This is a genomic window from Mesorhizobium sp. NPDC059054, assembly GCF_042739215.1.
Taxonomy (GTDB): domain Bacteria; phylum Pseudomonadota; class Alphaproteobacteria; order Rhizobiales; family Rhizobiaceae; genus Mesorhizobium.
On record NZ_JBHYHV010000005.1, the window covers coordinates 159,338 to 181,866 of the forward strand.

The 22,529-nt window shown below is 63.9% G+C and carries 24 protein-coding genes; 12 read left to right on the top strand and 12 right to left on the bottom strand.

What is annotated here, in order from left to right; genetic code table 11:
• Positions 1-241 precede the first annotated feature (241 nt).
• Positions 242-598 carry a cupin domain-containing protein gene (locus ACFWXH_RS21735; protein ID WP_379123434.1) on the top strand — a complete coding sequence of 119 codons (357 nt, stop codon included), beginning with the start codon at positions 242-244 and terminating at the stop codon, positions 596-598.
• Between the two features lie 152 nt (positions 599-750).
• Here the strand turns inward: ACFWXH_RS21735 and ACFWXH_RS21740 are convergent, their stop codons facing one another.
• Positions 751-1,668, bottom strand: a complete 918-nt coding sequence (locus tag ACFWXH_RS21740) for a LysR family transcriptional regulator (protein WP_379123435.1) — start codon at positions 1,666-1,668, stop codon at positions 751-753.
• A gap of 243 nt (positions 1,669-1,911) precedes the next feature.
• Between ACFWXH_RS21740 and ACFWXH_RS21745 the strand changes: the two genes are divergently transcribed.
• On the top strand, positions 1,912-2,544 hold the full coding sequence (locus tag ACFWXH_RS21745; protein ID WP_379123436.1) for a glutathione S-transferase family protein: 633 nt from the start codon (positions 1,912-1,914) through the stop codon (positions 2,542-2,544).
• A 40-nt stretch (positions 2,545-2,584) separates the two neighbouring features.
• The gene (locus tag ACFWXH_RS21750) at positions 2,585-3,508 is read left to right on the top strand and encodes a DMT family transporter (RefSeq protein WP_379123437.1); all 924 of its coding nucleotides are present in this window, start codon (positions 2,585-2,587) and stop codon (positions 3,506-3,508) included.
• Between the two features lie 25 nt (positions 3,509-3,533).
• Here ACFWXH_RS21750 and ACFWXH_RS21755 read toward each other — a convergent pair whose 3' ends face one another.
• Positions 3,534-4,112, bottom strand: a complete 579-nt coding sequence (locus ACFWXH_RS21755; protein ID WP_379123438.1) for a TetR/AcrR family transcriptional regulator — start codon at positions 4,110-4,112, stop codon at positions 3,534-3,536.
• A gap of 98 nt (positions 4,113-4,210) precedes the next feature.
• Here ACFWXH_RS21755 and ACFWXH_RS21760 point away from each other — a divergent pair, with 98 nt between their 5' ends.
• Positions 4,211-4,729: a DinB family protein gene (locus ACFWXH_RS21760; protein WP_379123439.1), complete on the top strand. Its 519-nt coding sequence runs from the start codon at positions 4,211-4,213 to the stop codon at positions 4,727-4,729.
• 9 nt (positions 4,730-4,738) lie between these two features.
• Here ACFWXH_RS21760 and ACFWXH_RS21765 read toward each other — a convergent pair whose 3' ends face one another.
• The 10 genes from ACFWXH_RS21765 to ACFWXH_RS21810 all read right to left on the bottom strand — a co-directional run bounded on the left by ACFWXH_RS21765 (position 4,739) and on the right by ACFWXH_RS21810 (position 15,640).
• Positions 4,739-5,311 (bottom strand): AAA family ATPase, encoded by a 573-nt coding sequence (locus tag ACFWXH_RS21765; RefSeq protein WP_379123440.1) that lies wholly within the window; start codon positions 5,309-5,311, stop codon positions 4,739-4,741.
• Positions 5,312-5,333: 22 nt separating this feature from the next.
• On the bottom strand, positions 5,334-5,876 hold the full coding sequence (locus tag ACFWXH_RS21770) for a GNAT family N-acetyltransferase (protein ID WP_379123441.1): 543 nt from the start codon (positions 5,874-5,876) through the stop codon (positions 5,334-5,336).
• Between the two features lies 1 nt (position 5,877).
• Positions 5,878-7,443 (bottom strand): FGGY-family carbohydrate kinase, encoded by a 1,566-nt coding sequence (locus ACFWXH_RS21775; RefSeq protein ID WP_379123442.1) that lies wholly within the window; start codon positions 7,441-7,443, stop codon positions 5,878-5,880.
• 172 nt (positions 7,444-7,615) lie between these two features.
• Positions 7,616-9,094, bottom strand: coding sequence for a mannitol dehydrogenase family protein (locus ACFWXH_RS21780; protein ID WP_379123443.1), 1,479 nt, complete (start codon positions 9,092-9,094; stop codon positions 7,616-7,618).
• 161 nt (positions 9,095-9,255) lie between these two features.
• Entirely contained in the window at positions 9,256-10,026 is a 771-nt protein-coding gene (locus tag ACFWXH_RS21785; RefSeq protein ID WP_379123444.1) for an L-iditol 2-dehydrogenase, read from the bottom strand.
• 2 nt (positions 10,027-10,028) lie between these two features.
• The gene (locus ACFWXH_RS21790) at positions 10,029-11,027 is read right to left on the bottom strand and encodes an ABC transporter ATP-binding protein (RefSeq protein ID WP_379123445.1); all 999 of its coding nucleotides are present in this window, start codon (positions 11,025-11,027) and stop codon (positions 10,029-10,031) included.
• A 42-nt stretch (positions 11,028-11,069) separates the two neighbouring features.
• Positions 11,070-11,894, bottom strand: a complete 825-nt coding sequence (locus ACFWXH_RS21795) for a carbohydrate ABC transporter permease (RefSeq protein ID WP_054310217.1) — start codon at positions 11,892-11,894, stop codon at positions 11,070-11,072.
• Between the two features lie 9 nt (positions 11,895-11,903).
• On the bottom strand, positions 11,904-12,776 hold the full coding sequence (locus tag ACFWXH_RS21800) for a carbohydrate ABC transporter permease (RefSeq protein WP_054310218.1): 873 nt from the start codon (positions 12,774-12,776) through the stop codon (positions 11,904-11,906).
• Between the two features lie 263 nt (positions 12,777-13,039).
• Positions 13,040-14,350, bottom strand: a complete 1,311-nt coding sequence (locus tag ACFWXH_RS21805; RefSeq protein WP_379123446.1) for an ABC transporter substrate-binding protein — start codon at positions 14,348-14,350, stop codon at positions 13,040-13,042.
• A 327-nt stretch (positions 14,351-14,677) separates the two neighbouring features.
• A complete protein-coding gene (locus ACFWXH_RS21810; RefSeq protein ID WP_379123447.1) occupies positions 14,678-15,640 on the bottom strand; it encodes a sugar-binding transcriptional regulator in 963 nt (320 codons plus the stop codon).
• Between the two features lie 507 nt (positions 15,641-16,147).
• On the opposite strand from ACFWXH_RS21810, the gene ACFWXH_RS21815 reads away from it, so the two are divergent.
• From ACFWXH_RS21815 to ACFWXH_RS21850, 8 genes are read left to right on the top strand one after another with little or no spacing between them, the layout of a single operon-like run.
• On the top strand, positions 16,148-16,849 hold the full coding sequence (locus ACFWXH_RS21815) for an HAD-IB family phosphatase (RefSeq protein ID WP_379123448.1): 702 nt from the start codon (positions 16,148-16,150) through the stop codon (positions 16,847-16,849).
• Between the two features lie 14 nt (positions 16,850-16,863).
• On the top strand, positions 16,864-18,306 hold the full coding sequence (locus tag ACFWXH_RS21820; protein WP_379123449.1) for an aspartate aminotransferase family protein: 1,443 nt from the start codon (positions 16,864-16,866) through the stop codon (positions 18,304-18,306).
• A gap of 4 nt (positions 18,307-18,310) precedes the next feature.
• On the top strand, positions 18,311-19,234 hold the full coding sequence (locus ACFWXH_RS21825; RefSeq protein ID WP_379123450.1) for a hypothetical protein: 924 nt from the start codon (positions 18,311-18,313) through the stop codon (positions 19,232-19,234).
• Positions 19,231-19,599 (top strand): hypothetical protein, encoded by a 369-nt coding sequence (locus ACFWXH_RS21830; protein WP_379123451.1) that lies wholly within the window; start codon positions 19,231-19,233, stop codon positions 19,597-19,599. Before ACFWXH_RS21825 ends, ACFWXH_RS21830 begins: the two co-directional genes overlap by 4 nt.
• Positions 19,599-20,474 carry an alpha/beta hydrolase gene (locus tag ACFWXH_RS21835; protein WP_379123452.1) on the top strand — a complete coding sequence of 292 codons (876 nt, stop codon included), beginning with the start codon at positions 19,599-19,601 and terminating at the stop codon, positions 20,472-20,474. Before ACFWXH_RS21830 ends, ACFWXH_RS21835 begins: the two co-directional genes overlap by 1 nt.
• Positions 20,443-21,636: a GNAT family N-acetyltransferase gene (locus tag ACFWXH_RS21840; protein ID WP_379123453.1), complete on the top strand. Its 1,194-nt coding sequence runs from the start codon at positions 20,443-20,445 to the stop codon at positions 21,634-21,636. Before ACFWXH_RS21835 ends, ACFWXH_RS21840 begins: the two co-directional genes overlap by 32 nt.
• Positions 21,633-22,019 (top strand): EamA family transporter, encoded by a 387-nt coding sequence (locus tag ACFWXH_RS21845; protein ID WP_379123454.1) that lies wholly within the window; start codon positions 21,633-21,635, stop codon positions 22,017-22,019. Before ACFWXH_RS21840 ends, ACFWXH_RS21845 begins: the two co-directional genes overlap by 4 nt.
• Complete coding sequence (locus ACFWXH_RS21850; protein ID WP_379123455.1) at positions 22,016-22,510, top strand: DUF2147 domain-containing protein; 495 nt, start codon at positions 22,016-22,018, stop codon at positions 22,508-22,510. The genes ACFWXH_RS21845 and ACFWXH_RS21850 overlap by 4 nt, the downstream gene beginning before the upstream one ends.
• Positions 22,511-22,529: the final 19 nt, after the last annotated feature.

The following is a 22,529-nucleotide window of genomic DNA, read 5'->3' on the forward strand; positions in this document are numbered from 1 at the left end:
GCGGACCGATGTCACATTCCGGCCCCAACGGTCCCCCGCTCAGCTGACGCTGGGCGGGCTTTTTCGCGTTTATGACCGGAAATGAAAACCCTGGTCCGGAGCCGGGACAGATGGTTCGCGAGGGCCTCTGAGCGCACCGAGTTTCGCTTACCGACAGGAAACGAAGTTGCCTGATATTGATGTATCGGATATTCGAACGTTGGGCACTTTGCCCGCAAAATCCAATTGGGAGAGGCTCGCCATGACACGCAAGACGGTTATCAAGTTCGGGAAGGTGGAAAACGCCGATGCCAGCGACTTGCCGGGCTGGGTGGTGGTCGAAGGAAAGCCGACGATGAAGACCGCCGTCCAGCACACCACTGAGGACGGCAAGGTTCTGTCAGGCACGTGGCAGGCGACCCCAGGCACCTATCACGCAACCTATACCGACTACGAATTCGTCCACATGATCGCCGGCCGCATCATCATCACTCCGGACGGTGGCGAGCCAGTTGAAGTCGGTCCGGGCGATGCGTTTGTCGTGGAAGCCGACTTCAAGGGCACCTGGAAGATCATCGAGCCGGTGACGAAGCACTTCGTCGTCACTGTCGGATCATAACGACACGACAGGCTTGCGCCATCCGCGCTTGGCTGTCGGCGAGCGCAATCAGGCATCAAGGTCCGCTCAGCTTCGGCTGGGCGGGCCTTTTTGCGTGGGATGACGAGTGCCGGCGCGGTTGTCCCCCGCAAGGGAAATGGGGGCGCCGCGCCCTACTCCTGGCTTGCCTCGAACAACGGGCGGTGTTTCGCTAGCGCCTGGCCGGCGAACTCGGTGAAGGCGCTGACGCGGGCTGTGCGGCGCAGGTCCTCATGGGTGAGGATCCACAGCGCGGTTGCCATCTCGGCGACCGGGGAACCGATGCGCACGAGGCCGGGCGTCCGTTCGCCGAGATAACATGGCAGACCGACAAGGCCGAGGCCGGCAACCGCTGCCTCGCGAGCCGCGACCAGCGAGTCGCAACGCAGCACCGAAGCCGCCCCAGGCAGTGTGGCGCGCATCCATCTGGCGACGCTCGAACCGGCCAGCGCATCGCTGAGGCCGATCCAGTGTTCGTCCGTCACCACCATATCGTCGGTCGGTTCGAGACCGCGTTCCTGAAGATAGGAAGGAGCGGCATAGATGGCGAAGGCGATGCCTGAGATACGGCGGCCGACCAATGTCTCGGGCGGATCCATTGCAGGGCGCACGGCGACATCGGCGTCGCGGTGGGTGAGATTGGCAAATGCATTCGCCGTGGCCACCTCAAGCAGCACACCGGGGTGACGCTCACGGAAGGCCGCCAGGATCGACGGCAGCACGGAAGCCATCAGCGTGTCGGTGGTGGTGATGCGCAGACTGCCTTCGAGACGCAGGTCCTGTCCGGTCAGGCGGCGCTCAAGTTCGGTGACGGTTTCCGCCATCTGCCTTGACACTGCAAGCAGTTCCTCGCCGCCGGCCGTCAGCGTGTAGCCGGTTGGCAGGCGGTCGAACAGGCGCACGCCGAGCTTCTGCTCAAACGCGCCGACCCGCCGCAACACGGTGGTGTGATTGACGCCGAGCGAACGCGCCGCAGCGGCGAGCGAACTCGTCTCCGCCACCGCCAGCACGAAGCGCAGATCTTCCCAGTCGATACGATAGTTGCTGTGCATGATTGCACAAACCTAACGCAGGATCGCGCATCAGGCGAGCGTTTCCGCAATGCCTTTTCGATGACCTCGAATGCGGTCGTCAGCTCGAGCTCGTAGCCAGGGCATCCCTCGCTGCGCAATCCGCCATTTCAAGGCATGTGCATTTTTGCAGAACGAGACAGCGAACTGACAGATCGAACTGCAACACAGCACAGTCTACCTAGGATGCAACGATCGGACAGGCCGGTCGAAGGAGACCACCAGATGACCCCCATCCAGCTCTACACCTACCAGACGCCGAACGGCCACAAGGCCTCGATCATGCTCGAAGAAACCGGCCTGCCCTATGACGTCCAGATCGTCGACATCGAAGCCGGCGAACAGAAGACGCCGGAGTTCCTGGCACTCAATCCCAACAACAAGATCCCGGTCATCGTCGATCCGGACAAGGGCCGCACCATCTTCGAATCCGGTGCGATCCTGCACTATCTCGCCGAACGCTCCGGTGTGCTGGTGCCGGCCTCGGACGCCGAACGTTTCCAGGTGCAGAGCTGGACCCTGTTCCAGGCCGCGCATGTCGGCCCGACACTGGGGCAACTCTGGAACTACAAGATTTTCGCGCCGGAGAAGATCCCCTATGTCATCGGCCGCTTCGAGGCGGAAGCAAACCGGGTCCTCCGTGTGCTGGAAAGCCAGCTGTCACGCCACGCCCACATCGTCGGCGAATCCTATTCGATCGCCGATGTGATGACCTGGCCCTGGATCCATGCCGGGCTCACCAAGCTCGGACTTTCGCTCGACGCGACGCCCAGCCTGGCCCGCTGGTACATGGCGATCGGCGCACGGCCCGCTGTCCTGCGCGGCCTCGTCGTACCTCGGCTGCCCAGCCGCGCCTGACCCCAACATCCCTCGTCATTCTGTTCAAAAGGAGGCTCCCATGGAGACCTTGTTCGTACCCCTGTCCCTGTTCGCCGGCGGTCTGCTCGCCGTCCAGGCCGGCGCCAATGCGCAGCTCTCGAAGGCCATCGGCTCGCCATTTGCAGCAACCACACTGCAGCTCACCGTCGGCACCGGGCTGCTGCTCTTGATTGCCCTGTTCACCGGCACGCTCGCCGCACTCGGCGCCCTGCCCCAGGCCGAGTGGTGGCACCTGGTTGGCGGCACCGCTTCGGCGATCTATGTCGTCTCGACCATCGTGCTCTTTCCCCGCCTCGGCGCCGTCGTCTCGGTCGGCCTGTTCATCGCCGGCCAGATGCTCGCCTCGCTCGCCCTCGACAGCTTCGGCCTGCTCGGCGTGACGCAGACCGGCCTGCAGGCGGGAGCCGCCGTCGGTACCCTCGTCGTGCTTGCCGGCGTCGCCATGATCGTCTTCGGCCAGGGCGGCAAGGACAACCTGAAAGCCGACAAATTGGGCTGGATCGCGCTGGCGCTCGTTGCCGGTGCGGTGCTGCCGGTCCAGGGCGCGGTCAACGCATTGCTGCGGCACGATCTCGGCGGAGCGCCTTTCGCGGTCGGCGCCATCTCGTTCTTCGTCGCCACGCTGGCAATGGCCGCGGTGATGTTGCTGGTACTGGCCTTCCGCAAGACGCCGAACCCAACCCTTGGCGGCGTGCAGACCATGCCCTGGTGGGGCTGGCTCGGCGGCTTCGCCGGAGCAATCTACGTCACCACCGTGTTCACCGCGATCCCAGTGATCGGCGCGGCGGCGGCAGTAGGCTTCACCGTTGCCGGCCAGCAGGTCGCCAGTGTCTTCGTCGACCGGTATGGCTGGTTCCGCCTGCCGCAAAGGCCAGTGTCTGGCCTGCGCCTCGTTGGTGTGGTGCTGCTTCTCGCCGGCGTTGCCATCATCAAGCTGGTCTGAACCGGAACGGCGATCCGTCGATCGTCTACCCGGCCAGATATAGACGGATCATCCTGATCAGCTCGTCGCGGACCTGCGCTTCACGCAGCGTGCCGCGACGAGCCGCGTTGTGGATTACGCCATCGATGGCATCCGACAAGACAAGGCCGACCATCGCAGGATCCCTGTCATGCGGCCGGTAGGCCGCCGCCGCTTCCGCGTAGAAAGCAATATACTGCCGTTCGATCTGGCTGTTCTGATCGCGGTAGGCTTCAAGGCCCGGCGCCTCGTCCAGGAGCACCCGATGCAGGCCAGGATGGATGCTGTGGGCCTCGATGATGTTGGCCACCAGCGTCTTAGCGAAATCGGCTAGAGGCTGCCGTTTCGCCAAGGCGGTTCTCACTGCGGCGAGGCTGTCGTCCAGATGATGGCGACGGATCGCCCCCACCAGCGAGACCTTGTCGGGGAAATACTGGTAGAGCGAGCCGACACTAACGCCTGCCGCCTCGGCAACCTTGTTGGTGGTGAACCCGGCCCATCCCCGATCGCTCAGAATGCGAGCCCCGGCCTCGACGATCGCGTCCACCGTTGCTCGGGACCGCGCCTGTCGCGGTTCCTTGCGCATCGACGGCTGCCTTCTTGCAATGCGAGTAGACAATTTCGCACCCTCGCCAAAATATAGAGACGTTACTCACATTTTTGCGGCAGGGATAGGTTTCGGTCATGCGTGAGATGCTTCGCACCCTTTACGGCTACCAGGCCTGGGCAAACAACGACTTGTTCGAAAAGCTCATGCTGCTCGACCCGCAAGCGCAAACGGTGGAACTTCACACGGCACTTCGGCTGATCAGCCACCATCACGTCGTGGCCGAGATCTTCGAAGCGCATCTCAGCGGTACGAAACATCGCCACACATCGGACAACACGACGGAGACGCCGACGCTGGACGCGCTTCGCACATCGGTGACGGCGACCGACAAATGGTATCAGCAATTCGTGCTTGAGGTCGCTGCCGATCAACTCGACGAACCAGTCGCCTTCACCTTCACCGATGGCGACAAGGGTCGCATGACCAGGCACGAAATGCTTCTGCATGTCGCCCTGCATTCAGCGATCCACCGCGGCGAGGTCAGCCGCATCCTGTGGCAGCTTTCGATCACGCCACCCTGGGACACGTTCGCGGTCTATCTGCATCAGACACAGCCGTCGCGCCGCCAGCGGGAGTTGCTGCCGACCGGGTGACACCCGCACTCAGGCGCTTCCTTTGGCAAGGCTGTCTGGCTCCCCGTTCAGCCAGCCGGTTTCCTCAAGAACGGTCCTCGCCAGTTCCGCCGGCGTCCGGCCGTCCGTCGGCACCACGATCAGGCCTTCAGCGCTTTCACCGGCCATGCGCCTTGCCTGGCGAAGCGAGCGCTCGGCTTGTGCCTGGGCGCCCGTGCCGATTTCGCGCTGCGCCAGGCGTGCAAGCAAAGCGGGTTCGCTGACAGCGAGGCGCACGACGGTGATCTCGGCATCGGGTATGGCGGCCAGGATCCATCGCCGATCGAAGGCAAGATGTTGCATGACGCCCGACATGATCAGGCGCGTATGTCCCAACGCCCGGTATGTCGACCAGATCGCCGCCAGATTGATGCTGCTGACGTCGATTGTGCCTGGCCATACCCGATCAAGTTCTTCGACCGTTGGACGCGGGAACACCCTGTCGAGTTCGTCGGTTTCGACAACCGCGTGCGTTGCCTGCGCGGCAGCGAGCTGTGCACTCAGCTCCCAGCAGAGCGTGGACTTGCCGACCCCCGCCGGCCCGGTAATCAGCAAAAGCTGCATGGCCTCCGTCTCTCCACTCGGTTCAGGATGAGCTGAACTCCCGATCCAGTAGTCCCATGATGATGTCGTCTTGCCATGCGCCGTTGACAAACGCAGCCTCGCGCTCCCTGCCTTCTTCGACGAACCCGCATTTGCGATAACAGGCGATGGCGCGCGCATTGTTCGACAGCACCCTGAGGCCGATGCGGTGGAAGATGCGGCCAAAGGCATAGGACAAAACGAGCCGGATCGCTTCGGTACCGTATCCCTTACCGAGACAGGAAGGGTCGTCGATGCCGATGGCCAGGGCAGCTCTCTTGTCCTGCATGTTGATGCCATGCAGACGGACATGTCCGATGAACTGTCCCGCGTCGATCACCCAGGCATAGTCTTGCTGCGTTATGAAACGGATGGCAGCCTCGGCGTGGCTGCGCGTGAAGGGTGCAACCGGATCGAATGTGCCGCCATAGGCCTCGACGATCTGCTTGTGCCTTCCCAGGTCGAGACGCGTTTCCACGTCCTGAGGCACCGGTCTGCGAAGAACGATCCGGGTGCTTCTCAGCTCTGGAACGTACAGTTCTGACATTTCAACCCAGCGCGTCGAGTGCCTGGCGCTGCCGATGCATCTCCAGGAACACGCGATAGTCGCGGTCGAAACGGTTGCGTGAAGCCGGGTTCGGCCGCCGCTCACGGCCGGGCTGGCGCATGGCGGCGCAGGCTTCGGCCAGGCTCGGATGAAGTCCGGCTGCTGCCGCAGCCGACATCGCCGTGCCGAGCAGCACGGCATCACCGCTTTCCGATTCCAGCACCATGCAGCCGGTGGCATCGGCGTAGAGTTCCATCAGCAGCGGATTGCGGGTGTGGCCACCGGTAACGTGCAGCGTGTCGATGACATAACCGTTGGCGTTGAGGGCTTCGAGCACGTGCCGCACGCCGAGCGCGATCGCCACGGCGCTGCGCCAGTAAAGCCGGGCCAGGCTGTCAAAGGAGGAGTCCAGCGTCAGCCCGCTGATGACGCCCAGCGCATGCGGGTCGGCCAGCGGCGAACGGTTGCCGTGAAAATCCGGCAGCACGTGCAGCCGGGAGGCGAGGTCCAGCCCCTCCTCGGCACGCAGGGCCATGACGCGTTCGACGATGCGCTTGTGCGTGGCCGCATCGGGTTCGCCGCCATGCCAGCGGATGACGTGGTCGAGCAGTGCCCCCGTCGCCGACTGGCCGCCCTCGCTCAGCCAGAGGCCCGGCAGGGCAGCGCCGAAATAAGGCCCCCAGACACCGGCGAAACCGCACGGCTCGGCCGACATCGCCATGACACAGCTCGAGGTGCCGGCAATCAGCGCGAGATGCCGGTCGATATCGTTGAGGCCGCCAATGACGCCGAGCGCGCCGGCGAAGGCATCGATAAGACCCGCGCCGACACGGCAATTCACCGTGAGGCCGAGCGCGGCGGCAGCCTCCTCCGTCAAGGGGCCGAGATCGCTGCCGACCGCGCTGGCCCGGTCCGGCAGGGAACCGTGTTCGAAAATGTCGGCCAGGCCCACAGCCTCGAAGAAATCCGGACGCCAGCCGGCTTCTTCATGGGCAAGAAAGGTCCATTTGGCGGTGAGCGTGCACTGCGAGCGGGCAAGCGAGCCGCAGGCCTTGAAGGTGAGGAAATCCGCAAGGTCGAAAAGCTGGCCGGTGCGCGCCCAGGCATCCGGCAGATGCCGCTTCACCCACATCAGCTTGGGCGTCGCCATCTCCGGCGACATGACGCCGCCGACGTGGTCGAGCACGCGGTGACCGGTGGCCGTGCATTCGTCGGCCTCGGCCAAGGCGCGATGGTCCATCCAGACGATGGTGTCCCAGCGTTCGCCGCCTTTCTTCGAGACGCCGACCTGTTCGCCGTTGCGGCCACGGAACACGTTGGAACAGGTGGCGTCGAAGGAGATGCCGATGACATCTTCCGCCGCCACGCCGGCAGCCTGCCGGGCGGCACGCATCGCCTCGCAGGCGGCGGCCCAGATGTTTTCCGAGTCCTGCTCGTAGTGGCCGGCACTGGCCTGGTTCATGGCGATCGGCCGCTCGGCGCGGGCGAGCAATTGGCCGTCGCGATCGAACAGGCCGGCGCGCGCGCTGCCGGTGCCGACATCGATGGCGGCGAGCACCGGCGCCATCAGCGCGACTGGACCCGTCGCGTGGCCGTCGGGGCCAATGTTTCCAAGGACCCACAGGCCCGTTCCGGCTGTGGCAAAGAGGTCAGAAAGGAAGCATCGGCGCGCAGCATGACGCGCACTCTATATGCGCGTTTTGCCCCGCGCTACCGCCTCGATCACGTGGACGACAGGTTCAGAGTTTCCCAGCCAGATAACGCGTCAGCGTCTCGCGCGCCCCCACCTCCCAGATCGTTTTCAGGGCGTGCGAGAAGGCAGCCGCAAAGGCCGGTGAATGGCCGACTTCGCCATAGATGTCTTCCATCGCCAGCCAGGACGACGGGTCGGCCTTGGCGGCGCGCGCTGTCGCCTGCATGCGCTCCCAGCTGGGATCGTTGGGCTCGATGACCGCGCCGGAATCGGTGGTGCCGAAGCAGTATCGGCACCAGAAGGCGGATTCGAGCGCCAGGCCCGCGACGCCGGCGCCGGTTTTCAGGCGGGCGGCGATGGTGGGGATGATGAATTTCGGCTGACGGTTGGAACCGTCGAGACAAAGCCGGCGCACCGTGTCGCCGATCTTGGGGTTGGAGAAGCGGCGCTCGATCAGCTGGTAATAGTCCTCGAGGTCGGTGTCCGGCACCGGCGGCACGGTCGGGATGATCTCGTCATGCTCGAGCCTGGCGAGGAAACCACGCACCAGCGGTTCCTGCATCGCCTCATGCACGAAATGGATGTCCATCAGCCCGGCCGGATAGGCGATGGCGGCATGGCCGCCATTGAGGATGCGGATCTTCATCAGCTCATAGGGCGACACGTCGGGCACGAACTGCACGCCGACCTTTTCCAGCGCCGGGCGGCCGGCCGGAAAATTGTCCTCCAGCACCCATTGCCGGAACGGCTCGCAGAACACCGGCCAGTTGTCGTCGACGCCGAAATCCGTCGCCAATATGCCGCGTTCGCGATCGGTGGTGGCCGGCGTGATGCGGTCGACCATGCCGTTCGGAAAGGCGACGTTGCCGGCGACCCATTCGGCGAGGTCGCGGTCAAACAGGCGGGCAAGGCCGATCACGCCATCGGAGGTGACGCGGCCATTGTGGGGGATGTTGTCGCAGGACATCACCGTGAACGGCCGGACGCGTGCGTCGCGCCGGCGGACCAGCCCGGCAAGGATCAGGCCGAACACCGTCTTCGGGCGTTCCGGGTCATTGGCATCGGCGATGATGTCGGGGTGTTCGGGGTTGAAATAACCCGAGGCCGGGTCGATGAAATAGCCGCCTTCGGTGATGGTCAGCGAGACGATGCGGATCGCAGGATCGGCCAGCCTGTCGATGATCGCGGCCGTCTCGCCGGGCACCAGGAAGTCGATCATCGCGCCCGTCACATGGGCGACCATATGGCCTTCGTCCTGCTCGACCACGGTGGTCAGCCAGTCCTGCTCGGCCAGCCTGGCGCGACCGGCCTTCTCGCCCTCGAACACCCCGGCGCCGATCAGCGCCCAGTCATGGCCTTCACCCGTATTGAAGAGATCATCGAGATAGACGGCCTGGTGCGCGCGGTGGAAGTTGCCCACGCCGAAATGCACGATGCCGGCCTTGAGGCTTTCGCGCCTGTAAGCGGGGGTGGCCACCTTCGCGGGCAGCTTGTCCAGATTGGCGAGCGAGAGTTTTGTCGTCATGTCAAAACGCCTTTCGTAGAGACCTTTCCTTCTCCCCGTTCACGGGGAGAAGGTGGCCCGAAGGGTCGGATGAGGGGCGGTGCCAACTTTTGCCAGGACGGCGCAGCCCCTCACCTGCCTGCCGGCATCCTCCCCCCGTGAACGGGGAGAAGATGCTGTATTCAACTCATCCACTGACCGCCATCGACGTTGTAGGTCTGGGCGACGATGTATTCGGCCTCGCTGCTGGCCAGGAACACCGCCATGCCGGTCAGGTCTTCCGCGCGGCCCATGCGCCCGTAAGGCACACTCTCGCCGACCAGCTTCTTCTTTTCGCCGAGCGGCCGGTTCTCATATCTGGCGAAGAGGGAATCGACATGGTCCCAGTGCTCGCCGTCGACCACGCCCGGCGCGATCGCATTGACGTTGATGCCGTGCTTGATGAGATCGAGCCCGGCCGATTGGGTCAGCGAAATGACCGCTGCCTTGGTGGCGCAGTAGACCGCGACCAGCGCTTCGCCGCGACGGCCGGCCTGGCTTGCCATGTTGATGATCCTGCCGCCCTTGCCCCTGGCGATCATCGATTTCGCCGCCGCCTGCAGCATGAACAGCGTGCCGGCGACATTGACCGTAAACAGCCGGTCGTAGCTGGCGCGGCTGATCTCGACGATGGGTGCGGCATCGAACAAAGCGGCGTTGTTGATGAGGATATCGAGCCCGCCTGCCCTTTTCTCCACCGCGGCAATCGCGGCATCGATCGAGGCCTGGTCGGTGACGTCGAGCCGCACCGCATAGGCAGCCGGCCCGATCTCGGCCGCGGTCTTTTCGGCGGCCTTCAGGTTGATGTCGGCGATCGCCACCGTCGCCCCTTCGCGCACATAGGCTTCGGCGAAGGCGCGGCCGATGCCGCGCGCCGAACCGGTAATCAGCGCGGACTTGTCTTTCAGGCGCATGATTACAACGCCTTTCCGTCGGCGTCGAAGCGGTGCAGCTTGGCCGGGTCCGGCGTCAGATGGACGATGTCGCCATGGCGAACCCCGATCTCGCCGTCGGCGCGCACATTGATGGTGCCGACATCATCGGTGTGCACATGCAGGAAGGTGTCGGCGCCGAGATGTTCGGCAACGCCGACCTTGCCGCGCCATTCGCCGCTGTTGGAGGCGATCTTGAGATGTTCGGGCCGGATGCCGATGGTGGCTGCATTGTGCTTGGCGGCGGCCGCGCCGGTGACGAGATTCATCTTCGGCGAGCCGATGAAACCGGCGACGAACAGGTTCTTCGGGCTGCGGTAGAGGTCCAGCGGCGAACCGACCTGCTCGATGTTGCCGGCATTCAACACCACGATCTTGTCGGCCATGGTCATGGCCTCGACCTGGTCGTGGGTCACGTAGATCATCGTCGTCTTGAGCTGGTTGTGCAGCTCCGATATCTCGAGGCGCATGGTGCCGCGCAGTGCCGCATCGAGGTTCGACAACGGTTCGTCGAACAAGAACGCCGAGGGCTGGCGCACGATGGCGCGGCCGATGGCGACACGCTGGCGCTGGCCGCCGGAAAGCTGGCCGGGGCGGCGGTCGAGATAGTTGGTCAGGTTCAGTACGCGGGCGGCATCGCCGACCTTCTTGTCGATCACCGCCTGGCTTTCGCCGGCCATCTTGAGCGGGAAGGCGATGTTCTTCGCCACCGTCATGTGCGGATAGAGGGCATAGGATTGGAACACCATGGCCAGCTTGCGCTTGGCCGGCGCTTCATCGGTGACGTCGCGGCCGTCGATGGAGATGGTGCCGCCGCTGGTGTCCTCCAGCCCGGCGATGAGACGAAGCAGCGTGGACTTGCCGCAGCCGGATGGCCCGACGAACACGACGAACTCGCCGTCCTCGATGTCGAGGTCGATGTTGGGAATGATCGACGTCGTCCCGAAGGACTTGGAGACATTCCTGAGAGCGATCTTACCCATTTTGTCCTCCCTTTTGCTGCTTCCTGACGATCCGGCGCTTCATCATTTCACGGCACCGAAAGTCAGGCCGCGCACCAGCTGTTTCTGGCTGAACCAGCCCATGATCAGGATGGGCGCGATGGCCAGCGTCGATGCCGCCGAAAGCTTCGCCCAGAACAGACCCTGCGGACTGGAGAAGGACGAGATGAAGGCGGTGAGCGGGGCAGCGTTGGTGGTGGTGAGCCGGATGGTCCAGAACGCCTCGTTCCAGGCCAGGATGATGTTGAGCAGCATGGTGGAGGCGATGCCCGGCACCGCCATCGGCGTCAGCACGTAAAAGATCTCACCCCACAAGGAGGCGCCGTCCATGCGCGCGGCCTCCAGGATCTCGCCCGGAATCTCGCGGAAGTAGGTGTAGAGCATCCAGATGACGATCGGCAGGTTGATCAGCATCAGCATCACGGTCATGCCGATGCGGCTGTCGAGCAGGCCGAGATTGCGGAAGATGAGATAGATCGGAAACAGCACCGCAACTGCCGGCATCATCTTGGTGGACAGCATCCACATCAGCACATCCTTGGTGCGCTTGGTGGGCGAAAACGCCATCGACCAGGCGGCCGGGATGGCGACCAGCAGGGCCAGCACCGTCGAGCCCAGCGACAGGATCACCGAATTCATGAACGGCTTGAAGTAATTGTACTGCGACTGGACTTCCGAATAGCTCTCCAGCGTGCCCGACGGGATCAGGCTGAAGCCCTGGATCGCCTCCTGCTCCGACTTGAAGGAGGTGATGATGGTGTAGAGGATCGGGAAGAAGATCACCAGCGCGACCGCCCAGGCCGCAATGGTTGCGATCGTCTTGTGCCGGTTGGTGACGGCGCGTGCCATTGCAGCCTCCTACTTGTCCAGGTTCTTGCCGACGGCGCGCATGGCGAAGAAGGCAACGATGTTGGCAAGGATGACGGCGATGATGCCGCCGGCGGACGCCTGGCCGATTTTGTATTCGAGCAGGGCCTTCTGGTAGACAAGGAACGGCAGGTTGGTGGATGCATAGCCCGGCCCGCCATTGGTGGTGACGAGGATCTCGGCATAGACCGAAAGCAGGAAGATCGTCTGGATCAGCACCACCACGGTCATGGCGCGCGAGAGGTGCGGCAGCGTCAGGTACCAGAAACGCGAAAGAATGCCGGCGCCATCCATTTCAGCCGCCTCCTTCTGTTCGCCATCCAGCGATTGCAGCGAGGTGAGCAGGATCAGCGTGGCGAAAGGCAGCCACTGCCAGGCGACAATGATGATGATCGAGAACAGCGGATATTGCGCGAACCAGTCGATCGGTTGCGCGCCGAAGAACCGGGCTATGTCGGCGAACACACCATAGCCCGGGTGCATGATCATGTTCTTCCACACCAATGCTGCCACCGGCGGCATGACGAAGAACGGCGAGATGACCAGGATGCGTACGAAACCCTGCCCCCACATCGGCTGATCGAGCAGCAATGCGAGCAATATGCCACCGACGATGGTGATGGCCAGCACCGCGACGACGAGGATCAACGTGTTGAGGATGGCGGTGATGAAGGCCGGGTTGTTGAAGAACAGCGCGTAGTTCGAGAAGCCGATGAAGCCGTCGCGGATCGGGTTCAGCGGGTTGTACTGCTGGAAGGAGAACCACAGCGTGATCGCCAGCGGCACCGCCATCCATACCAGCAGGAGCAGCACCGAGGGTGCGGCCATGAAACGCGCAAGCGTACGGGTCTGTTTGGTTGCCATGGTCTCCTCCAACCAGTTCCCAAGAGCCGTCACGTGGCTATCGCCGCCGTGACGGCGGGTAGCCTTTCGATATCCCGGCCGCGCAACGGCCGGGTGAGAGGGAACAGATTACCGCATCTTTTCCAAAGTGGCCGCCCGGACCGGGAAGACCCGGACGGCCAAGGCACCAGGATGTCCTTGGCATCAGAAGATGCCTTGGACACCGGGAGGAGCCCTTGGGCATCGGTGGATGCCCTTGTGAGTTGGGCGCCCAGAGGCTGCCCTTATTGAATATAACCGCCTTCGGTCATCGCGGCCTTTGCAGCGTCCTGTGCCTGCTTCAGCGCATCGTCCACCGACATCTGGCCGGCAAGAGCCGCCGAGAAGAGCTGGCCGACTGTCGTGCCGAGGCCCTGGAATTCGGGAATCGCCACGAACTGCACGCCGACATAAGGCACCGGCTTGACCGTCGGCTTGGTCGGGTCGGCGGAATTGATGGAGTCCAGCGTCATCTTGGCGAAGGGTGCCGCCTTCTCATATTCCGGATTGGCGTAGAGCGAGCTGCGGGTGCCGGGCGGCACGTTGGCCCAGCCTTCCTTCGAAGCCACGAGGTCGAGATAACCCTTGCCGGTTGCCCAGGCGACAAACTTCTCGGCCGACGCCGCCTTCTGCGTGCCAGCCGGAATGCCGAGCGACCAGGCCCATAGCCAGTTGCCGCGCCTGCCGAGGCCGTTGTCCGGCGCCAGCGCATAGCCGACCTTGTCGGCGACCTTCGAGTTCTTCGGATCGGACACGAAGGAGGCAGCCACGGTGGCGTCGATCCACATGCCGCACTTGCCCTGCTGGAACAGCGCGAGGTTCTCGTTGAAGCCGTTGGAGGAGGCGCCGTCCGGTCCGTCGGCCTTCATCAGGTCGACATAGAACTGCAGCGTGTTCTTCCATTCCGGCTGATCGAACTGCGGGTTCCACTGCTCGTCGAACCAGCGCGCGCCGAAGGAGTTCGACATGGCGGTGAGAAATGCCATGTTCTCACCCCAGCCGGCCTTGCCGCGCAGGCACACGCCGTTCACGCCGTTGGCCTTGTCGGTCATCTTGTCGGCGGCCTCCTTGATGAAGGTCCAGGTCGGCGCATCGGGCATCTTGAGGCCGGCCTTCTCCATCAGGTCCTTGCGGTACATGACGAAGGAGCTCTCGCCGTAGAAGGGCGCGGCGTAAAGCTTGCCGTCGACGGAAAGACCACCGGCGATCGCGGGGATGATGTCCTTCTGGTCGTAGTCGTCGCCGAGATTGTCCAGCGGCAGCAGCCAGTTCTGTTTCGCCCAGATCGGCACCTCATAGGTGCCGATGGTCATCACGTCATACTGGCCACCCTTGGTGGCGATGTCGGTGGTGACGCGTTCGCGCAGCACATTCTCTTCCAGCGTGACCCAGTTGAGCTGGATGTCGGGGTTCTTCTTGGTGAAGTCCTCCGTCAGTTTCTGCATGCGGATCATGTCGCCATTGTTGACGGTGGCGATGGTGATCGTCTCGGCATGCGCGGCGAACGCAAAAGCGCTGGCCGAACACAGCCCCAGGACGAGGGTGCGCAGGTTCATCGATTCCTCCCAAAAAGCCAAAGTGAGCATTTGCCTTAGCTGTGAGCAATTATTCATTCTTCGAGATTTATGTCAAGCCGGAATCCGGCGAGGGTTCGCGAACTCTCCTTCTCCCTTGCGAACGAAGGTGGCCGAGCCCGGCGGCCCAGCCGCCGCTGGCGAGGTCGGATGAGGGGTGTTGGACGGAACGCGACCGATGTGACCTTGATGAAGGGGCTGAAACGTCGCGTTTCTTCCAGCACCCCTCATCCGACTCGGCGCTGCTCCGGCGGCAAAGCCGCCGTTGCCGAGCCACCTTCTCCCACAAGGGGAAGAAGGAATTGGCGCCTAGACTGCCGCCGCCAGCAGGCTCTCGGCGGTGCGCTCGTCGGTGATCAGGCCATTGACGAGACGCCGCGTCACTGCGGCGAGGATGCCGGGCAGCTTGCGTTCACCCATGGCCAGCGCCACCACCAGCGAGCGTTCCCGCGATGGCAGCGGCGCGGAAGCGACGCGGTCATTGGTGATGCCCTCGATCAGGCGGCCATCGCGGTCGAAGGCCCAGCCGACGATCTCGCCGACGGCGCCGGCCTTCTGCAACGCCTTGAGATCGGCCTCGGTGATGAAGCCGTCTTCCAGCAGCGGCGCCTGCGGGCCAAGGTCGCCGACGCCGACAAAGGTGATGTCGGCCTGTGCTGCCAGCGCCAGCGTTGGCTGGATAAGCTGCTGGCTGTGCAGCATTTTCCGCTCCTCCGGCGAAGAGGCGATCGCCGGTAGCGGCATCGGGAAGCTGCGCGCCTTGATGGTGTCGGCCATGGTGAAGATGACGTTGTAGAAGGCGGCCGAACCGTCCGGCGAGATGTTGCCGGTGAGCGAGACCACCTTGTGCTGCGGGCACTCCATCGGCGGCAGTTGTTCGATCGCCGCCTTCAGCGTGCGGCCGGTGCCGATTGCCATGATGACCGGCTCAGGCCGGCGCAGCCACTTCTCGATCTCCACCGCCGCGGCCTGGGCGACACCGATGGTCGAGGAGGTGGAATCGGGATCGCTCGGCGTCACCTCGACCAGATCGAGCGCGAAGCGGGATTTCAGCCGGGCAGCAAGATCGAGGCAATTGGCGATGGGATGATCGACCCGGACCTTGATCAACCCTTCGGACATCGCCAGCGACACCAGCCGCTGAGCGGTCTGGCGAGAGATGCCGAGCTTCGTTGCGATCTGATCCTGCGTGTTGCCGGCGACATAATACAGCCAGCCGGCACGCGCGGCATCGTCAAGCCTGGGATTGCTGGTTTCGGACCGGGCACTCATTGCGGGCACTTCACGGAGACTGTCTCCCTGCTACTGTCGCAGGGTTTTGAAGAATGCGCAATCGCTCACGGGATAGACAATTGTTCAGGCCTATTCTGTGCGGTTCCGGAATGGATCCCCGACACTCGCCGCGCCCTGCAGCCGCTTCCGAGGTCGAGAATGACGAACTTCCAATGCCCCGGCGCAATCCCAAACGCTGGCGCCATTGCAAAAGCTGGTGTCGTCGCCAACGCCGGGGATTGGCGCGGGACGCCCATCACCTCGTCATCCTCGGCCCCGCAGGGAGCGAGGCGACCGGAGGGTGTCGGGGATCCATTCCGGAACGTTGATGATACCAAAGCGGTCCAGAGCAATGGATGCAGCAACCCTCCAAAAATGCAGACTGCCTGCCCCCTTCCCGGCAGGTTCCTACAATTTTTGTAGCTAGAAATCCCGGAGCGAAAACCACCATCTCCTGATTTCCTTCGGTTTTTCGACTTGGCACGCAGCATGCAGGTGCAGTGCAGCATGAACAAGATCGACCTCCTCCCCCTGCCCCCCGTGGAGTGCTTCATCGATTTCGATGGCACGATCTCGCTGGAAGACACGACAGACCTTTTGCTCTCGCAGTTTGCGCAGCCGGCATGGCGCACCATTGAGGCTGCCTGGGAACGTGGCGCGATCGGTTCGCGCGAATGCATGTCCCGGCAGGTCGAGCTATTGCGTGTCGAGCCGGTCATGCTCGACCTTTTCGCCAACTGCCTGCGCATCGACCCCGGCTTCGCCCCCTTCGCCGAGGCGCTGCAAGCCAGCGGCGTCAGCATCACCATCGTCTCCGATGGGCTGGACCGCGTCATTGCCCACGCGCTCAGGGATTACGGCCTCGCCCTGCCGGTCCTAGCCAACGAACTCATCCATGCCGGCGGTGACCACTGGCAGCTCGGCTGCCCGCACGCGTCCGAAAACTGCCGCGCCAGCTCCGCGCACTGCAAATGCGCCAGTTTCGACCGAGCGCCAGACAGCGCGCTGCGCGTGCTGATCGGCGACGGCCGCTCCGATTTCTGCGCCGCGTCCATCGCCGACATGGTGTTCGCGAAAGGCAAGCTCGCCGACCATTGCCGCGCCAACGGCATCACCTACCGCAGCTTCGGCAACTTCACCGACCTGCCGCCGCTCTTCTCCGACTGGCTGGCCAACGCCATGGCCGTCCAGTCCACCCCTCTTCTGTAACAAGGATCTGATCCATGCCCACCAACGCCGCCCTTCGGCTCGATGCCGGCAACGATTCCGGGTTCGAGCTCAGCGAGGCAGATCTGCTCGCGCTCGAAGCAGAATATTGCTCGCATGGCGACACCGTGCACTACACGGACTTCCCCAAGATCTTCGACCGCTGCGAAGGCTCCTACATGTTCGATGCGGCCGGCACGCCGTTCCTCGATCTGCAGATGTGGTATTCGGCGGTCAATTTCGGCTACGCCAACCAGCGTCTCAACAACGCGCTGAAGCGCCAGATCGACAAGCTGCCCCAGGTCGCCAGCCAATATCTGCATCGCGAGAAGATCGAACTCGCCGCGTTGATCGCGCGCGATGCCGAGCAGAAATTCGGCCACAAGGGCCGCGTGCATTTCAACGTCGGCGGCGCCCAGGCGATCGAGGACTCGCTGAAGCTGGTGCGCAACGCCTCGAAAGGCAAGAGCCTGATGTTCGCCTTCGAGGGCGGCTATCATGGCCGCACGCTGGGCGCCTCGGCCATCACCTCGTCCTACCGCTATCGCCGCCGCTACGGCCATTTCGGCGAACGCGCGCAGTTCGTGCCATTCCCCTACCACTTCCGTGCCCCCAAGGGCATGAACAAGGAAGAATATGGCCTGCATTGCGTGCGCCAGTTCGAGCGCCTGTTCGAAAGCGAATATCAGGGCGTGTGGGACCCGAAGGCCGGCGAGGCCGAATATGCGGCCTTCTATGTCGAGCCGCTGCAGGGCACCGGCGGCTATATCGTCCCGCCGATGAACTTCTTCACCGAACTGAAGAAGGTGCTCGACCGCCACAACATCCTGATGGTGGTGGACGAGATCCAGATGGGCTTCTACCGCACCGGCAAGCTGTGGTCGATCGAGCACTTCGGCGTCAATCCCGATGTCGTCGTCTTCGGCAAGGCGTTGACCAACGGCCTCAACCCCCTGTCCGGCGTATGGGCGCGCGAAGAGCTGATCAATCCGGGCGCCTTCCCGCCCGGCTCGACCCACTCGACCTTCAACGCCAATCCGCTCGGCACCGCCGTCGCGCTCGAAGCCATGAAGATGATGGCCGAGGACGACTATGAAACGACGGTGCCGGAAAAGGGCGCCTATTTCCTGCGCGGCCTTGAAGAGCTGAAGCGCCGTCACAAGATCGTCGGCGAAGTCGATGGCCTCGGCCTGGCGCTGCGCATCGAGATCTGCGAGCCGCATGACAGCTACACGCCGTCCAAGGCGCTGGTCGACCGCATGGTGGACGAGGCGCTGAAGGGCGATCTCGTGCACAACGGCCAGACCTATGGCCTGGTGCTCGACATCGGCGGCTACTTCAAGAACGTCATCACGCTGGCGCCGTCGCTGACCATCAGCCATGCCGAGATCGACCTCGCAATCGCGCTGCTCGACCAGCTCTTCACCCGCGTGACCAAAACCCACCTAGCCGAGGGATGAATGTATGCGCCTACGCATCGTCGATCTCGACGGCGCCGTGACGGGACAGGGATTCCACAGCACCCGGACCGAACCAGCCGACATCGTGCCAGCCGGGGACCTCGCGCCCCGGCTGCGCATCGTTGCGAGTAGGCATGCGCTCGGCGAACTCGGCAAGCGGGTCGGTCCGCGCAGGGATGGCAGGACCGAGGTGATCTTCTACGGCTCCGGCGACTTCCATCACCTCACTGACCTGTTCCTTGGCCGGACCGAGGAACCGGTGACGGTGATCCAGTTCGACAATCATCCCGACTGGGTGACGTTCCCCGCAACGTCCAACTGCGGCGGCTGGGTCAACCGCACGCTGGAGCGGCGCAATGTGACCCGCGTCATCACCATCGGCCCGACCAGCACCGACCTCACGCTGCCGCAAATCAAGTCGGCCAACCTCCAGGCGATCCGCGACGGCCGCCTCGAAATGTATGCCTGGCGCGTGCCGACGACGCAGCTTGTCGGCAAGGCAGTCGAAAAAGGCGGCGCCAGCACTTTTGGCGATGGCTTCGCCAAGCGGCTTATCTGGCGCAACCTCGCAGACGAAGACTGGGAGGCCTTCGTCGGCGAGCTGATTTCCCGGCTCGGGCCGGAAGCGCTGTGGATCACCTTCGACAAGGACGTTCTGGCCACCAGCGAAGCGGTGACCAACTGGGACCAGGGCGCCATGCGGCTCGACCAGGTGCTGCACGCCATCGAACGGCTGGCCGCGCACCGGCGCGTCCTCGGCGTCGACGTCTGCGGTGACTATTCGCGGCCAGAGTTCCGCGATCCGTTCCGCTACACGCTGGCCAGGCTCGACCATCCGCGCCAGCCGAAATTCGACGCCGGGATGGCCGCCGTCAACGACACGACCAACGCCCGCATCGTGGCAAGGCTCGAACAGGTGCTGGCATGAGCACCGAGCTGATCATCCTGTTCGTGCTCTCGATCGCCTGCGATGTGTTCGGCCAGATCGCTTTCAAGTTCGGAGCCGACGCGCTGCCGGAATTTTCCGCCCAGCGCTGGCAACCTTTCGCCCGTGCCCTCTTCGCCGACCGCTGGGTCGGCCTCGGGCTCATCATCTATGTCGCCGAGTTCATCATCTGGGTGCGCATACTGACGCTTGCGCCGCTCGGCATCGCCTTTCCCCTCGCCAGTCTCAACATCCTCGCCATCACGCTTGCCGGGCGGCTCTGGCTGGGGGAAGAGACCGGCCCTTCTCAATGGCTCGGCGCGCTGCTCATCACGGCAGGCGTCATTCTCGTCGCAGGTACGATCTGATGGTTGAAACATCCACGAAACTGAAATCCAAAGACCGCACCATCTTCTTCCCGCGCGGCGACGTCGGCGTGTTGCTTCTGCACGGCCTCGGCGGCACGCCGATCGAGATGAACAACGTGGCACGCAATTTCGCCGAGCGCGGCCATACGGTAATGTGCCCGATGCTGGCCGGGCATTGCGGCACGGAAGCTGACCTGATCGCCACCAACTGGAAGGACTGGTACGCCAGCGCGGAAGACGCTTTGACCACGCTGGAGCAGCGCTGCCGGGTGGTGCTGGTCGGCGGGCTCTCGATGGGCGCCGTGCTCGCCGCCATGCTGGCAGCGCGCCAGCCGCAGCGCGTGCACGGCCTCATCATGTTCGCGCCGACGCTCTGGTACGACGGCTGGTCTATCCCCTGGTACCGTTTCCTGCTCAAGCTGTTCATCAACACGCCGAGCGGCCGCAAATACCGTTTTGTCGAACAGGAGCCCTATGGGCTGAAGGACGAGCGGCTGCGCATGGTTCTGGCGCAGTCGATGTTCTCCGGCGATTCCACCGCGGCCGGGCTCGAAGCGACGCCCGCGCTGGCGCTGCGCGAACTGTGGCGGTTGGTCGACGCGCTGAAGCCGGAACTGCCGGAGCTGCGCCAGCCGACGATGGTGGTGCATGCCCGCGAGGACGACATCGCCAGCCTGTCGAACATGGAGTATTTCCAGCGCCATCTCGGCGGCACGGTCGAATCCCTGGTGCTCGACGACAGCTATCACCTGGTCACGCTCGACCGGCAGCGCCGCCTGGTCATCGCAAGAGCCGCCGCCTTCGTCGAAAGCGTGGCACAGTCCCATCAACGCGCGGGTTCGCATGACCATGGAAGCCTTCAGGTCGTCGCCTGACGCGATGCCGATATCAGGCGCGATCGTGGCGGGATTGTCCTCGCTCGATCCGGCCTCGTGGCCTCAGACGAGTTGCAGCGATGCCGAAGGCATCCACTATCACGCCGCCTGCGAGGTCTCAGCCGCGGCGGACGGTAGCGCGCCGCTGGCCGTAACCGTGAACGATGCCCGTGGGCTGGCGATGGCAGCCCCCCTGTTTTCGCTGACCTACCGGCTCGACACCCCATTCCAGGGGACGCTCGGTGCCTGGACTGGGCGCCTGGTCGACCAGTTTCCGGGGTTGCTGGCACTCGACCTGCTCGGCGTCGGTTCGCCGACGGCCGACCATTGCCATTTCGTGCGCCGCGACTGGCTTTCGACCAGCGAAAGCACCACGGCGCATGCCACGCTGATCGATGCAGTGGAGAGGGAAGCGCGTAGGTGTAAAGCGGCTGTCATCGTGTTCAAGGATGTCGCGCCCGAGGACGAGATGCTGGTCGGCAATCTGCTTGCCGCCAAGGGCTTCACGCGGCTGGCCAGCCTGCCGGTGGCCGTAGCCGATGCCGGCGACAGTGAAGACGCCTATCTGGCGCGGCTTTCGAATGCCACGCGCAAGGACATCAGGCGCAAGCTGAAAAGCCGGAACGCCGTCCGCATCGAACGGCGCAACGACATCGCCGGGCTGGAGGACGAAATCGCCGCGCTCTATCGCTCGACGCAGGAGAACAGCAAGTTGCGCTATGGCGATTTCGAGGAATTGCCGCGTTCCTACTTCGCGGAAATCGCGCAGCGTCTCGGCAAGGACGCAGTGTTCCAGCTCTATTGGATCGGCGACAGGCTGGCCGCGTTCAACCTGCTGCTCGTCGGTGCCGACCGCGTGATCGACAAGTTCCTCGGCATGGCCTACCCGCTGGCGCGCGAGCACAATCTCTATGTGGTGAGCTGGATGGAGAATCTGCGGTTCTGCAGGGAGATCGGAAGGCCGCTTTTGCAGACCGGCCAGACCGCCTATGCCTCCAAGCTGCGCATGGGCAGCCGGCTGGTGCCTTCGGCCATCTTCGCCAAGCACACGAACGGGTTGCTCAACCGCGGCCTCGCGGCAATCGCGCCCTGGCTGGCGCTCGACCGCTGGGATCCAGACCTGCGCGAGGCACGCGCTAGGACCAAGGCGGGTGAACAATGACCATGTCGGCCACAAGCACTTCCGGCCTGCGCGGCATTATCGCGGGCTTCGTCGTCGTCGACACGGCAACGCAGATCGCCTTCAAATGGGCGAGCGAACGCATCGGCGCCGGCGCGCTCGACATCGTCTGGGTGCTGGCGGCGCTGACGACGCCGGCGCTCTGGCTGGCGGTATTCTTCTATGCCCTTACTTTCGTCCTGTGGATGCTGATATTGGCGCGCATGGACCTCGGCCGCGCCTTTCCGCTTTCAGCGCTCACCTATGTCACCGTGCCGGCGGCGGGCATGCTTTTGTTCGGCGAACATCTCTCCTGGCCGCAGACAGCGGGCATTGCGCTTATCATCTCCGGCGTCCTGCTGATCGGCCGAGGAAAACCGGAATGACGAACCCTGTTCCCCACCAACTGGTGCGGACGCTCGCCTGCCTGGCTGGGCTGCTGCTCACGGCAAGCGTGCATGCAGCACAGGGTGACATCACGACAACCTGGCTCACCCATGACGGCCAGGGCGTAGTCGAGATCGCCCCTTGCGACGGCAAGCTGTGCGGTCACATCGTCTGGCTGAAGACGCCGACAGACGACAAGGGTGCTGCGCTGACCGACCAGAACAACCCCAACAGCAAGCTGCGCAAGCGGCCGATCTGCGGCCTTGCGGTGCTGAGCGGGCTCAGCCCAGACAAGTCGGGCGGCTGGGACGGCGGTAAGATCTACGATCCCGAGGAGGGCGACACCTATGACGCGGCGCTGAAGCTGGCTGGCTCCGACAAGCTGACCGTTACCGGCTATCTCGGCGTCAAGGCATTCGGCCAGACCTTCACCTGGAAACGATACGCCCTGCCGGCCGCGCAGCGCTGCTCCCCGGCGGCACAGCAATGAAACCGCGACCACAACAGGA